Raw genomic sequence first — 12,944 nt, forward strand, 5'->3', positions numbered from 1 at the left:
CATGGAGGCGGACGAGACCCCTCCCCCCGCCGGTGACGACGGTCCCGCCAGGCCCATCGTCCTGGTGGTGCCGTCGGGTGCGGTGAACCCTCGGACGGGCGGCGGCCAGCGCAGCCGCATCCTGTTCGACGGCCTGCGCCGGGTGGGGACCGTCACGGTCGCGGTCCTGGGCTTGCGGGAAGGCGACACCGGTGCGGCGGAGTTCTTTCCCGGCGCGGCCGACTTCGTTCCGATCACCACGCCCAGCTTCATGGTCCAGAAGACGGATCGGGCCGCCAAGCTGAAGCTGGTCGGCACGCGCCTGCTGCTGCCGGACATGGACCATGCGGCCGATGCGGACGTGCGTCGTCGCCTGAAGGCGCTGGGCTCGCCCGATGCGGTCTATGCGTTCCGCTACGCCCGGCCGTTCACCCATTCCGGGCTGACCCGCGCGGATGCCGCCCTCCTGGCGGTCGACCTGGACGACCGCGACGACCGCAAGACCCGGACGCAGATCGAAGGACGCTTGCGGATGCCCGGTGGCGCAGCCGCCGCACGGCTGGTCGCCCGACGCATCGCGGGGACGCTGCGGCGGCGCCTGTCGGGGGCGGACGTCGTCTGGTTGGCCAAGCCGGACGACCGCTTCGACGGGATCGGCGCGGCGCAGCCGGTCCTGCCGAACGTCCCGTTCCACGATCCGCCGGACGACGTCCCGTCCGCCGACGAGGGCGATGGCCTGCTGTTCGTCGGCACCTACGAGCACAAGCCGAACCGCGACGGCGTGGCCTGGTTCCTGTCGGAATGCTGGCCTCGCATCCGCCTCGCCCGCCCCGACGCGACGGTCCGGATCGTCGGCCTGGGCGGCTGGGGCAGCATCCGCGCGCGGTTCGACGGCCGGGACGGCATCCACATCGTCGGCACGGTGGACGCGGTGGGCCCCGAATACGTCCGCGCCCGCGCCGCGATCTCGCCCATCCACGAAGGGGCGGGCACGCAGATCAAGGTGGTCGAGGCTTGCGGCTATGGCCGGCCGGTGGTGGCCACCACGATGTCGGGCTCCGGCTTCGGCGACGCGATGACCAGCATCATCCGTCCCTGCGACGGGGCCGACGCCTTCGCCGATCGCTGCATCGCCTATCTCTCGGACCCCGCCCTGGCGGCATCCGATGGCACGGCGTTGCGCGACATCCAGTCCGCGCAGGCCTCCCGCGGCGCCGCCGAAGCGCAGGTCGCCGCCGACGTCCGGGCGGGACTGGCCGCCCGGGGAACCCAATCGTGAGGGGGTCGCGCGACATTCCCCTGGCGCTGATTGTGGCCGCCACGACCGTCTTCGGCATCCCGGCCCGGGCCGACGGTCCCGGGGCCTGCACCACCGCCCCGACCTTCGACGCCGTCCTGTCCGCGCTCGCCGGCGAAGGGTGGTCCCCCATCGACACCCCCACGGATGCGCAGGCCGACACCCTCGCCTGGGCGCTGTCGGCCAGCTATCTGGCGGGCGACACGGGGGGCGAGACGCCAGACGCCATCCACGCCCTGCAGCGCCGTGCCGTGCCGGGCCTTGCACGCAAGGTGGACACCGACACGACCCGCACGCGCCTGCTGGCGGACGGCGCGGGCGGCGCGATGATCCTGACGCAGACCCGCACGATGCCCGACCGGGTCGAGCGCACCTGCCAGATCGCAGCCGGTTCACCCTTTCCGAACGCCCCGTCCGGCATGCTGGCCTTCGACGCCAGCGCCATCCCGGACGCCCCCCGAACGCTGATCGTCACCCATACCGTCCTGACGGAGGAGGTTTCCGAATGACCGACCAATCCCCCAACGACGTCTTCCGCTCCACGTCCTTCATGCAGGGGCAGAACGCCGACTACCTGGAACGGCTCTATGCGCGCTACGCGGACGACCCCTCGGCGGTCGACGCGTCCTGGGCGGACTTCTTCAACGCCATGGAGGACGGCGGCGGGGCCACGGAACAGGGCCCGTCCTGGGCGCGGCCCGACTGGCCGCCGCAGCCCGCCGACGACCTGACCGCCGCGCTGACCGGCGAGTGGCCCGCCCCCCCCGCGGATGCGGGCGGCAAGGCGCGGGCCTCCGGCGCGGCGGAAGCCGAGGCCGCGGGCGACAAAATCAAGGCCAAGGCCGCCGAGCGGGGCGTCGAGGTGTCGGACGCGCAGGTCCGCCAGGCCGTCACCGACTCGATCCGCGCGCTGATGCTGATCCGCGCCTACCGCATCCGGGGCCACCTGGCCGCCGACCTGGACCCCCTGGGGATGCGCGCCCAGACGGAGCATCCGGAGCTGGACCCTCGCTCCTACGGCTTCACGGAGGCCGACCTCGACCGGCCCATCTTCATCGACCAGGTCCTGGGCCTGGAGGTGGCGACCCTGAACCAGATCATAGCCATCCTGCGCCGCACCTACTGCGGCACCTTCGCCCTGCAATACATGCACATCTCCGACCCCGAGCAGTCCGCCTGGCTGAAGGAGCGGATCGAGGGTCTGGGCAAGGAGATCGAGTTCACGCAGAACGGCCGCAAGGCCATTCTGAACAAGCTGGTCGAGGCGGAGGGCTTCGAGAAGTACCTCCACGTCAAGTACATGGGCACCAAGCGCTTCGGCCTGGACGGCGGCGAGGCGCTGATCCCCGCCATGGAGCAGATCATCAAGCGCGGCGGCCAGCTGGGCCTCAGCGACATCGTGATCGGCATGCCCCATCGCGGCCGCCTGTCCGTGCTGGCCAACGTCATGGGCAAGCCCTACGAGGCGATCTTCAACGAGTTCCAGGGCGGCAGCTTCAAGCCGGAGGACGTCGACGGGTCCGGCGACGTCAAGTACCACCTGGGCGCCAGTTCGGACCGGGAGTTCGACGGCAACACCGTCCACCTGTCGCTGACCGCGAACCCCTCGCACCTGGAGGCGGTGAACCCGGTCGTGCTGGGCAAGGTCCGCGCCAAGCAGGACCAGCTGGGCGACGCCGACCGCACGAAGGTCACGGGCGTGCTGCTGCACGGCGACGCGGCCTTCGCGGGCCAGGGCGTCGTGGCCGAATGCTTCGCCCTGTCGGGCCTGCGCGGCCACCGCACCGGCGGCACCATCCACATCGTCGTGAACAACCAGATCGGCTTCACGACCGCGCCGCATTTCAGCCGGTCCAGCCCCTATCCCACGGACAACGCCCTGGTGGTCGAGGCGCCCATCTTCCACGTCAACGGCGACGACCCGGAGGCCGTGGTCCACGCCGCCCGCGTGGCGACCGAGTACCGCCAGAAGTTCCGCAAGGACGTCGTGCTCGACATCTTCTGCTACCGCAGGTTCGGCCACAACGAGGGCGACGAGCCCATGTTCACCAACCCCCTGATGTATAAGCGCATCAAGGGCCAGAAGACGACCCTTTCGCTCTACACCGAGCGGCTGGAGAAGGACGGCCTGATCCCCAAGGGCGAGGTGGAGGACCTGAAGGCCGCCTTCCAGGACCGCATGGCCCAGGCGTTCGAGGCCGGAAAGGACTACAGGCCCAACAAGGCCGACTGGCTGGACGGGCGGTGGAAGAACATCGACCGCCGCGGCGACGGCGACTACGTCCGCGGCGCCACCGGGATCGCGGAGGCCACGTTCGACCAGGTGGGCGCCGCGCTCACGAAGGCCCCCGACGGCTTCCCCCTGCACAGGACCGTGGACCGCCTCCTGGAGGCGAAAGCCAAGATGTTCGCCTCGGGGACCGGCTTCGACTGGGCCACGGCGGAGGCGCTGGCCTTCGGATCGCTGCTGACCGAAGGCTACCGCGTCCGCCTGTCCGGCCAGGACAGCACGCGCGGCACGTTCAGCCAGCGCCATTCCGCCTTCATCGACCAGGAAACGGAAGACCGCTACTATCCCCTCAACCACGTCCGCGACGGCCAGCAGCACTACGAGGTCATCGACAGCGCCCTGTCGGAATACGCCGTCCTCGGCTTCGAATACGGCTATTCGCTGGCCGAGCCCAACGCCCTGACCATGTGGGAGGCGCAGTTCGGCGACTTCGCCAACGGGGCGCAGATCATGTTCGACCAGTTCATATCCTCGGGCGAATCCAAGTGGCTGCGGATGTCGGGCCTCGTCTGCCTGCTGCCCCACGGCTACGAGGGTCAGGGGCCGGAGCATTCGTCGGCGCGCCTGGAACGCTTCCTGCAGATGTGCGGGTCCGACAACTGGATCGTCGCCAACTGCACGACGCCGGCCAACTACTTCCACATCCTGCGCCGTCAGCTGCACCGGACCTTCCGCAAGCCCCTGATCCTGATGACGCCCAAGTCGCTGCTGCGGCACAAGCTGGCCGTCAGCACGAAGGCGGAGTTCCTGGAAGGGTCCACCTTCCACCGCGTCCTGTGGGACGACGCGCAGCACGGCAACTCGGATCTGACGCTCAAGCCCGACGACGGGATCGCGCGCGTCGTGATCTGCTCGGGCAAGGTCTATTTCGACCTGCTGGAGGCGCGCGACGAGGCCGGGCAGGACGACACCTACATCCTGCGGCTGGAGCAGTTCTATCCCTTCCCGGCGCTCGCCATGGTCAAGGAGCTGGAACGCTTCAAGCAGGCCGAGATCGTGTGGTGCCAGGAGGAGCCCAAGAACCAGGGCGGCTGGACCTTCGTCGAGCCGAACCTCGAATGGGTGCTGACCCGCATCGGCGCCGCCAACACGCGCCCCCGCTATGCCGGGCGCGCCGCCAGCGCGTCGCCCGCGACGGGTCTGGCCTCGCAGCACAAGGCACAACAAGCCGCGCTCGTGAACGAAGCGCTGGGACTGGAGTAACGCATGTCCATCGACGTCAAGGTGCCCACCCTGGGCGAATCCGTCACCGAAGCCACCGTCGCCACCTGGTTCAAGCAGCCCGGCGACGACGTCGCCACCGACGAGATGCTGTGCGAGCTGGAGACCGACAAGGTCACCGTGGAGGTGCCGTCCCCCGCCACCGGAACCCTGGCCGAGATCGTGGCCAACGAAGGCGACACCGTGGGCGTCGACGCCCTGCTGGCCACCATCCAGGAAGGCGCGGGCGCCGATGCAGGCTATGCCGCCGCGCCGTCCGCGGTCGCGGCGCCCGGGTCGAAGGAGGGCACGGCCACCGAAGCGGGCGGCGGCGGCGGGACCGATGCCGACGACGCCGCCGATGCCGGCGGGGGGAACGACGCCGCCGCTGCCTCCGACGGTGACGGCGACGGCAAGACGATCGACGTCTCCGTCCCCACCCTGGGCGAATCCGTCACCGAAGCCACCGTCGCCACCTGGTTCAAGCAGCCCGGCGACGCCGTGGAGGCCGACGAGATGCTGTGCGAGCTGGAGACCGACAAGGTCTCCGTCGAGGTGCCGGCCCCCGCGGCCGGCACCCTGTCGGAGATCCTGGTGGACGAGGGCGGCACCGTGCAGGCCGGCGGCGTGCTGGCGAAGATGACCACCGGCGCGGGTGCTTCGGTCAAGCCGCCCGAGGCCGACAACCCCAAGCCCAACCCCGACGCCGGCAAGGCGGAGGTCGAGGAGGCGAAGAGCAACGTCGCCGCCGCCGGCGGTCGCACGGACGTCGAGAACGCGCCCTCCGCGAACAAGATCATGGCCGAGAAGGGACTGGACCCGTCGCAGGTCCAGGGCACCGGCCGCGACGGCCGCATCATGAAGGCGGATGCCCAGCGGGCATCCGTCCCGGCCGAAGAGCCGGGATCTCGCCCCGCGAGCGCGCCGGTCCAGGCCTCCGACGCCGACCGCGAGGAGCGGGTCAAGATGACCCGCCTGCGCCAGACCATCGCGCGCCGCCTGAAGGACGCCCAGAACACCGCCGCCATGCTGACCACCTACAACGAGGTGGACATGTCGGCGGTCATGGACCTGCGTTCGGAATACAAGGACCTGTTCCTCAAGAAGCACGGCGTGAAGCTGGGCTTCATGTCGTTCTTCACGAAGGCCTGCTGCCACGCCCTGCAGGAGGTGCCGGAGGTCAACGCGGAGATCGACGGCACCGACATCGTCTACAAGCACTACGTCAACATGGGTATCGCCGCAGGCACGCCCACGGGCCTCGTGGTCCCCGTCATCCCCGGCGCCGACACCCTATCCTTCGCCGCCATCGAGAAGGCCATCGCCGAGAAGGGCGCGAAGGCCCGCGACGGCAAGCTGTCGATGGCCGAGATGCAGGGCGGCACGTTCACGATATCGAACGGCGGCGTCTACGGCAGCCTCATGTCCTCCCCCATCCTCAACCCGCCCCAATCCGGCATCCTGGGCATGCACAAGATCCAGGACCGCCCCGTCGTCGTCGGAGGCGAGATCGTGGTCCGCCCGATGATGTACCTGGCGCTCAGCTACGACCACCGCATCGTGGACGGGAAGGGCGCGGTGACGTTCCTGGTGCGCGTGAAGGAGGCGCTGGAGGATCCGCGGCGGTTGCTGATGGATTTGTGACGAGGATCGGTTTTGAACGGCCGGTTCCCCTCCAGTTGGTCGAACGTTTTCACGAACGTCGGTATAGGTGCATTGGCAATAGCCTATTACCACGCGTTCTACAGCATCTATGGATCATATGAGCACGCGGGAATCTTCCGCTCAGTAAGCGATCGTATGGCGGGCAGCTTTCGTGAGATCGTGCTGCAAGTCGAGCTTATTGATAGGAGAGTTGGCGATGATCTCGGGAATGAAGGCTTCAAGGCAAGCCGACTTCTATTTTTTACCTTACTGGGTATATTTATATCCTTCATTCTAGGTGAAGTTTTGATCCGTGGCACCATAATGATACGAGAGTTTGGAGCCCGATTTGCGCGTCGCCTAACCTCAGAGGAGATCAGGGGTTCGTGGAAGGCTCGTGTGTTCGGAAATGATACGCCCATGATATCGTCTCTCATAAGAAGTGGTGATCAATCGAGCCTTTACGCCTTCCACCAGTTTCAGATGGTTTATCAACTACTGTATGGCGTGGGTGGATTATGTATCATAATACTATTTGGTGAGCTTTTTGCAAATATCCGGATTCTTGGTCCTGTATCCGGCTTCCTTCTGACCACAGGCTCGTGGGAATACCTCGCCTTCGGTTTGATCACGATAGTTCTTGCAGAAAGGGAACGTTACCAGATGCGGTCCGCCTTCCCGCTGAAGGAGAGAACAAATATGGAGGAGGGGCTCTAACTACCGTGAGGTAGCAAACGTAGGGTGGGTGAAACCCACCATCGTTTGCCATGTAAGCGTCTCGCCATGGTGGGTTGTACCCACCCTTCATGTCGGATGGACGAAACATAGCGAAAGCACCCATGACCACCGAACAGAAGCACTCGATCGACGACAGCCCGCCGCTCCCGGACGACTTCTTCGAGAATGCGGTTCCCTGCACCGAGGAAGCCGCGATCGTCGCCGTCGCTCGGCAAGACCTTTCGGACGAGGAACGCCGCTATCGCGCCGTCATGGCGTATCTCGTGCGGGCCCACGACGACGGCGTACCCCTCGCGGAGGCTCTTTCCATCGCTCGAACCGACATCGCCGCCGAGTGATCGAACGACCGTAGCAAGCGTAGGGTGGGTGAAACCCACCACTGCCGGACTTCGAGGGGGGCGAGATGGTGGGTTGCACCCACCCTACACGCTGGACGAACCGCCGCGCCCCCGCCCTGCGCAGGGGTCTTTCGCCAAACCGGCGCTCCCGTATCCGATGGACCCGACGCGGTGAATCCGATCCTACCCGCGCAAGCCGGTTACGCACCCTTCACCCCTTGCACCCCCGCCCTACCTCCCACCCCATGCAACTCCTCCTCCACCTCACCCCCGCAGACCGCGACGCGTGGCGCGCCGACTTCGACCGGAACGCCGAGAACCGGATGAACGCGGGCCTCACCCTCCTGCAATTGTGGCACGACGCGGACGGCACCGGCGTCACCGCGCTGTTCGAGGCCAACGACCGCGCGAAGGCTCAGGCCTGGATCGACCGCGAAGCGGCGACCGGCCCCGCCATCGACGCCCGGTTCCTGCGCACCGCATGACGCCCGTGCAGCGCGCGATCCTGTTCTGGGCCATCCGCGTCGCCATCGCGGTCGCGCTGGTGGTCGCGGTGCAGGCGATCCGCGGGCCCGACCCGTTCCTGTGGTGGCTGGCGGCGGGCTACACCGTGCTGACCACGATCACCACGCTGATCCTGCTGCGGCGCGGACGGTGACGCCGCCCCTGACGGTCCTCGCGCTCGCCGTCCTCCTGCAGGCCGCGCAGCTGGGCCTGGCCGCGATCCTGTCCGACCTCGACCGGGGCCTGCGCTACAACGCGGGCCCGCGCGACGGCCCGCCCCCGCCCGAACGCCCCGTCACCGCGCGGCTGAAGCGTGCCGCGGCGAACCACGGGGAGGCGCTGGTCCTCTTCGCCCCCGCCGTGCTGGTGGCCCACCTGACCGTGCCGACCCCGTTCCAGACCGCCGCCGCCTGGACCTATCTCGCGGCGCGGGTCCTCTATGTCCCCGCCTATGCGGGGGGCTGGACGCCGTGGCGGTCGGTCTTCTGGATCGCGGGGTTCCTTGCGACGGTCGCGGTTGCTATCTCCACCCTGATCTGACCGTCCGTCTGCACGGGGGGTGCACAGGGGGTGCACGCGGGGTGCATGCCGGAATCAGAAGGTTCGACTATGGCCCAATACGACGTCATCATCATCGGCTCCGGCCCGGGGGGCTACGTCTGCGCCATCCGCTGCGCGCAGCTGGGTTTGAAGACCGCCTGCGTCGAAGGCCGCGACACGTTGGGCGGCACCTGCCTGAACGTCGGCTGCATCCCGTCCAAGGCCCTGCTGCACGCCAGCCATCAGCTGCACGAGGCGCAGCACAACTTCGCCAGGATGGGGCTGATCGGCGACGCCCCGTCGGTCGATTGGTCCAGGATGCTGGACTACAAGCGCGACGCGATCGAGGCGAACACCAAGGGCATCGAGTTCCTGTTCAAGAAGAACAAGGTCGACTGGCTGAAGGGCTGGGCCAGCATCCCCGCGGCGGGCAAGGTCCGGGTCGGCGACGAGACGCACGACGCCAAGCACGTCGTCATCGCGTCGGGCAGCGAATCCGCCCCCGTCCCCGGCGCCGACGTCACCGTGGACGAGGAGGTCGTCGTCTCCTCCACCGGCGCGTTGGAGCTGTCGGAGATCCCCCGGACCATGGCCGTCATCGGCGGCGGCGTCATCGGGTTGGAGCTGGGATCCGTCTATACCCGCCTGGGCACCGACGTGACCGTGATCGAGTACCTCGACGGCATCACCCCCGGCCAGGACGCCGAGGTCGCGAAGCAGTTCCAGAAGCTCCTGAAGAAGCAGGGCCTCTCCTTCGTGACGGGCGCCGCCGTGTCGAAGGTCGAGCGCACGGACGACGGCGCGACCGTGCATTACGCGATGCGCAAGGACGACGCGGCCAAGACGCTGGACGTCGACGTGGTCCTCGTCGCCACGGGGCGAAGGCCCAACACGGACGGATTGGGGCTCGACGCGCTGGGCGTGTCGCTGACGAACCGCGGCCAGATCGCCGTGGACGACCACTACAAGACCAGCGTCGAGGGGGTGTACGCCATCGGCGACGTCATCGAAGGGCCGATGCTGGCCCACAAGGCCGAGGACGAGGGCATGGCCATCGCGGAGATCCTGGCGGGCCAGGCCGGGCACGTGAACTACGGCGTGATCCCCGGCGTCATCTACACCCATCCCGAGGTCGCGTCGGTCGGCATCACCCAGGAACAGGCCGAGGAGGCCGGGACGAAGATCAAGATCGGCAAGTTCAGCTTCATGGGCAACGGACGGGCCAAGGCCAACTTCGCGGCCGACGGCTTCGTCAAGCTCATCGCCGACGCGGAAACCGACCGCATCCTGGGCTGCCACGTCATCGGCCCCATGGCGGGCGACCTGATCCACGAGGTCTGCGTCGCGATGGAGTTCGGCGCCGCGGCGGAGGATCTGGCCCGCACCTGCCACGCGCACCCGACCTATTCCGAAGCGATGCGCGAGGCGGCGCTCGACTGCGGCGACGGCGCGATCCACGCCTAGGCGGCAGGTCCGCGCCAGGCCTCGCGCCCCGCCGCACCACGCGGCGGCGCGGGGCGGACGCATCCGGCTACCCCCCCGTTTGTCCGGCGGAACGCAGACGCGGGGCAGACACGATGCAGACCGCGTCCCGAGGCGGCGGAACGCCGTTCGGCTGGGCCAGCGTCGGTACCGGGCGCCTGCCGTCCCCCAATGCCCGTTGAGAATCCGGCGGCTTGCATCGCCCCCTGCTCCCGGTCACACTGACGGCGCTGGCATGATCCCGAACCGTTCGCGCCGAGGACCCTTTCGCCGCACTGCAGCAACGGGCCGTTCTAGCCCGCCAGCAGCCGCAGCCCCTGGGTGACGTCCGCCCGCACCGCCACCCGCAACCCGGGTTCGTCCCCGTCTCGAAGGGCGGCGACGATCAGGCGGTGGTTGCGCGGCAGCTCCGTCCGGTTCAGCCGCCCGTAGAGCGCGCGCATCGTGGGTCCCAACTGCAGCCACACCGTCTCCACCATGGCCAGGATCGCGGGGGCCTGCGCGCGCAGGTACAGCGTGCGGTGGAACTCCAGGTTCGTGCGGATATAGCCTGACGCGTCGCGCTTCGCGATCTGCTCCGCGATGGCGACGTTGATCCGCTCCATCCGCTCGACCAGGGCGGGATAGGCCCGCGGCAGGGCGCGGATGGCCAGTTCCGGCTCCAGCAGCGACCGCAGGCTGGCCAACTCCTCGATGCGGTCCTGCGACAGTTGCGGCGTCGTCACCCGGCCCGAGGCCGACAGCGACAACGCGCCTTCCGCGACCAGGCGGCGCATCGCCTCGCGCACGGGCGTCATCGACACGCCGTACTCGCGTCCGATCCCCCGCAGCGTCAGCGCCTGCCCGGGCGCCACCTCGCCGTGCATGATCCGCGTGCGCAGCGACCGATACAGCCGGTCGTGCGCGGCGCCCGCGCCGTCGGGAAGGGGGTTCATCAGCATGGGCGCACCGTTCCCCCGCGGGTCCCGGTCGTCAACCGAAGTCGATGGCGTGCAGCGCGGCACCGTGGCGGCGCAGCCAGGCCCGGCGGGGCGCATAGTCCGGCATCAGGCGTTCCACGCAAGCCCAGAACCGGGGGGAGTGATCCATATGCGCCAGGTGCCCCACCTCGTGCGCCGCGACGTAGTCCAGCACCTCCGGCGGCGCGAGGATCAGGCGCCAGCTGAACATCAGATCCCCCCGGCCGGAGCACGACCCCCAACGCGATCGCGCGTCCCGCAGCGTCACCCTGCCATGCGTCCGGCCCAGTGCCACCGCGTGCCGGCCCGCCGCCTCGACCAGCCGATCCCGCGCCATGCGCCGCAACAGGGTCGCGACGCGTGGACCCGCACGGTCGTCGTCCGGAACGGACACCACGGCGCCCGTCCAGCGGGCGGACCGGCCCCCGCCCGCGATCACCGGCACCTCGCGACCGGCGACGGGCAGCGTGCCCCCCACGCGCACCGTCCGCGGGGGCGGGACGGCGGCGACCTGTCGGGCGATCCAGCCCGCATGCCCGTCCGCGAAGGCCCGCGCCTGCGCGTCCGCCATGCCCTGCGGCACCGTCAGCGTCACCCGGCCGTCCGACCGCCCCACCCGCAGCGTCATGCGGCGCGCGCGGGCGGACCGTCGCAGGGTCACGACGACGCCGCCAATGATCCAGTCCAGTGCCAATGCAGCCCCCCGAACACGCCCTTGCCCCGGGGGATGCGCTGTGGCATCCGGCCCCGATTCACCAGGCAACACCCCCATCCGGAGGACCCGCCATGCCCAAGGAAGAATGGGGCGTCAAGCGCGTGTGCCCGACCACCGGCAAGCGCTTCTACGACCTGAACCGCGACCCCGTCGTCAGCCCCTATACCGGTGAGGTCGTGCCGGTCGAGACGGGGACCAGGACGCGCGTCCTCGTGGCCGACAAGGCCGATGCCGACGCGAAGACCGAAGAAGCGGAAGCCGACGAGGATCTGCTGCTCGACGACGACGACGAGGAGCTCGACGACGACGCGGCCGCCACGGACGACGCCGTGCTGGACGACGACGAGGAGGACACCGTCTCGTTGGAGGAGATCGGCAGCGACGTCTCCGACGGCGACGACGAGGACTGAGTCCGACGGCGCGGGACCTGGGCATTTTGTCCTTGCACCCCCGCACCGGGCGGCTTATCCGCCGCCCATTCGGGGCCTTAGCTCAGTTGGTAGAGCGCTTGCATGGCATGCAAGAGGTCAGGGGTTCGACTCCCCTAGGCTCCACCACGCCCCATCCTCACCACCGCTCCCGGCCCGGCCATCGAACGGCCCCGCTCGGGCACCGTCGCGCGGAAGTGCCCGGTCAACGCGACCGCGTCAGTGCGGTCGCGGACGTCGAACCGCATCACTGCGGACCGCCGGCGCCCGGTCGCCTCGCCCGGCATCGTGGTAACGAAGGCGCGCGTCGGTCGTTTCCCGTCCATGTCGGACGTGCGGTCATCCGATCGGGGGCCCGACTTGGGCCGGGAACCCCGGCGACCCCCGCGGATCGGGATGCTCCGCGCCCCGGGCGGCTCACCTGATCTGCTCCACCAGCGTCAGCCGGTCGGGCATCTGCCAGCTCTCGACGATGGCGCCGTCCTCCAGGCGGTGCACGGCGATGGCGGAGAACTCGACCGCGCGTCCGGTGGGGGCGTAGCCGAACACCTCGCCCGTATGGGTGCCCGTCAGCGTGCCGATCACGGTGACCACGTCGTCGGCGAAGTGCAGGCTGTCGATGGCGAACGCGATGTCGGGGATGCCGGCCATGTAGTCGCCGATCTCCTCGAGATACGCGTTCACGTCGCGGGTCGGGCGTGACGGGCTCTCGCCGTGCACGAACCATTCCTCGGACACCGTGCCCTCGAACAGGTCGTCGTCGCGTGCGTTGAGTGCGTCGTAGTATCGCTCGACCATGTCGAAGGCTTGGCGTTCGCCCAGCAGCGGGG

General features: G+C 69.0%; 14 protein-coding genes and 1 tRNA gene. 12 read left to right on the forward strand and 3 right to left on the reverse strand.

Annotated elements, in window-relative coordinates; genetic code table 11:
- The first annotated feature begins 1 nt into the window (after nt 1).
- The 10 genes from P0084_RS06815 to lpdA all read left to right on the forward strand — a co-directional run bounded on the left by P0084_RS06815 (nt 2) and on the right by lpdA (nt 9,994).
- Nucleotides 2-1,258: a glycosyltransferase family 4 protein gene (locus tag P0084_RS06815; protein ID WP_308916067.1), complete on the forward strand. Its 1,257-nt coding sequence runs from the start codon at nt 2-4 to the stop codon at nt 1,256-1,258.
- On the forward strand, nt 1,255-1,785 hold the full coding sequence (locus P0084_RS06820; protein ID WP_308916068.1) for a hypothetical protein: 531 nt from the start codon (nt 1,255-1,257) through the stop codon (nt 1,783-1,785). Before P0084_RS06815 ends, P0084_RS06820 begins: the two co-directional genes overlap by 4 nt.
- The gene (locus P0084_RS06825; protein WP_308916069.1) at nt 1,782-4,769 is read left to right on the forward strand and encodes a 2-oxoglutarate dehydrogenase E1 component; all 2,988 of its coding nucleotides are present in this window, start codon (nt 1,782-1,784) and stop codon (nt 4,767-4,769) included. Before P0084_RS06820 ends, P0084_RS06825 begins: the two co-directional genes overlap by 4 nt.
- A 3-nt stretch (nt 4,770-4,772) precedes the next feature.
- Complete coding sequence (gene odhB / locus P0084_RS06830) at nt 4,773-6,410, forward strand: 2-oxoglutarate dehydrogenase complex dihydrolipoyllysine-residue succinyltransferase (protein WP_308916070.1); 1,638 nt, start codon at nt 4,773-4,775, stop codon at nt 6,408-6,410.
- Between the two features lie 12 nt (nt 6,411-6,422).
- Entirely contained in the window at nt 6,423-7,127 is a 705-nt protein-coding gene (locus tag P0084_RS06835) for a hypothetical protein (RefSeq protein ID WP_308916071.1), read from the forward strand.
- Nucleotides 7,128-7,249: 122 nt separating this feature from the next.
- A complete protein-coding gene (locus tag P0084_RS06840; RefSeq protein ID WP_308916072.1) occupies nt 7,250-7,486 on the forward strand; it encodes a hypothetical protein in 237 nt (78 codons plus the stop codon).
- A gap of 245 nt (nt 7,487-7,731) precedes the next feature.
- Complete coding sequence (locus P0084_RS06845) at nt 7,732-7,971, forward strand: DUF3303 domain-containing protein (protein WP_308916073.1); 240 nt, start codon at nt 7,732-7,734, stop codon at nt 7,969-7,971.
- Nucleotides 7,968-8,144, forward strand: coding sequence for a hypothetical protein (locus tag P0084_RS06850; RefSeq protein ID WP_308916074.1), 177 nt, complete (start codon nt 7,968-7,970; stop codon nt 8,142-8,144). Before P0084_RS06845 ends, P0084_RS06850 begins: the two co-directional genes overlap by 4 nt.
- A complete protein-coding gene (locus P0084_RS06855; protein ID WP_308916075.1) occupies nt 8,141-8,530 on the forward strand; it encodes an MAPEG family protein in 390 nt (129 codons plus the stop codon). Before P0084_RS06850 ends, P0084_RS06855 begins: the two co-directional genes overlap by 4 nt.
- A gap of 69 nt (nt 8,531-8,599) precedes the next feature.
- Nucleotides 8,600-9,994 (forward strand): dihydrolipoyl dehydrogenase, encoded by a 1,395-nt coding sequence (gene lpdA, locus P0084_RS06860; RefSeq protein ID WP_308916076.1) that lies wholly within the window; start codon nt 8,600-8,602, stop codon nt 9,992-9,994.
- A 311-nt stretch (nt 9,995-10,305) separates the two neighbouring features.
- On the opposite strand, the gene P0084_RS06865 is transcribed toward lpdA, so the two are convergent.
- Both P0084_RS06865 and P0084_RS06870 read right to left on the reverse strand, forming a co-directional pair.
- The gene (locus tag P0084_RS06865) at nt 10,306-10,953 is read right to left on the reverse strand and encodes a GntR family transcriptional regulator (RefSeq protein WP_308916077.1); all 648 of its coding nucleotides are present in this window, start codon (nt 10,951-10,953) and stop codon (nt 10,306-10,308) included.
- Nucleotides 10,954-10,984: 31 nt separating this feature from the next.
- Nucleotides 10,985-11,665, reverse strand: coding sequence for a M48 family metallopeptidase (locus P0084_RS06870; protein ID WP_374213614.1), 681 nt, complete (start codon nt 11,663-11,665; stop codon nt 10,985-10,987).
- 92 nt (nt 11,666-11,757) lie between these two features.
- On the opposite strand from P0084_RS06870, the gene P0084_RS06875 reads away from it, so the two are divergent.
- Together P0084_RS06875 and P0084_RS06880 are read left to right on the forward strand one after the other, a co-directional pair.
- On the forward strand, nt 11,758-12,096 hold the full coding sequence (locus tag P0084_RS06875) for a TIGR02300 family protein (protein ID WP_308916078.1): 339 nt from the start codon (nt 11,758-11,760) through the stop codon (nt 12,094-12,096).
- A 71-nt stretch (nt 12,097-12,167) separates the two neighbouring features.
- Nucleotides 12,168-12,243: transfer RNA gene (locus tag P0084_RS06880), tRNA-Ala, on the forward strand.
- Between the two features lie 288 nt (nt 12,244-12,531).
- Here P0084_RS06880 and P0084_RS06885 read toward each other — a convergent pair.
- A partial coding sequence (locus tag P0084_RS06885; protein WP_308916079.1) for an ester cyclase occupies nt 12,532-12,944 on the reverse strand: 413 nt, incomplete at its 5' end.

Source organism: Jannaschia maritima (assembly GCF_030973515.1).
Taxonomy (GTDB): Bacteria; Pseudomonadota; Alphaproteobacteria; order Rhodobacterales; family Rhodobacteraceae; genus Jannaschia; species Jannaschia maritima.

Bases quoted from the DNA above. Each gene is read 5' to 3' on its own strand.
- P0084_RS06815 (WP_308916067.1), top strand. From the start codon at position 2: ATGGAGGCGGACGAGACCCCTCCCCCCGCCGGTGACGACGGTCCCGCC.
- P0084_RS06825 (WP_308916069.1), top strand. From the start codon at position 1,782: ATGACCGACCAATCCCCCAACGACGTCTTCCGCTCCACGTCCTTCATG.
- odhB (WP_308916070.1), top strand. From the start codon at position 4,773: ATGTCCATCGACGTCAAGGTGCCCACCCTGGGCGAATCCGTCACCGAA.
- P0084_RS06840 (WP_308916072.1), top strand. From the start codon at position 7,250: ATGACCACCGAACAGAAGCACTCGATCGACGACAGCCCGCCGCTCCCG.
- P0084_RS06845 (WP_308916073.1), top strand. From the start codon at position 7,732: ATGCAACTCCTCCTCCACCTCACCCCCGCAGACCGCGACGCGTGGCGC.
- P0084_RS06850 (WP_308916074.1), top strand. From the start codon at position 7,968: ATGACGCCCGTGCAGCGCGCGATCCTGTTCTGGGCCATCCGCGTCGCC.
- lpdA (WP_308916076.1), top strand. From the start codon at position 8,600: ATGGCCCAATACGACGTCATCATCATCGGCTCCGGCCCGGGGGGCTAC.
- P0084_RS06865 (WP_308916077.1), bottom strand. From the start codon at position 10,953: ATGCTGATGAACCCCCTTCCCGACGGCGCGGGCGCCGCGCACGACCGG.
- P0084_RS06875 (WP_308916078.1), top strand. From the start codon at position 11,758: ATGCCCAAGGAAGAATGGGGCGTCAAGCGCGTGTGCCCGACCACCGGC.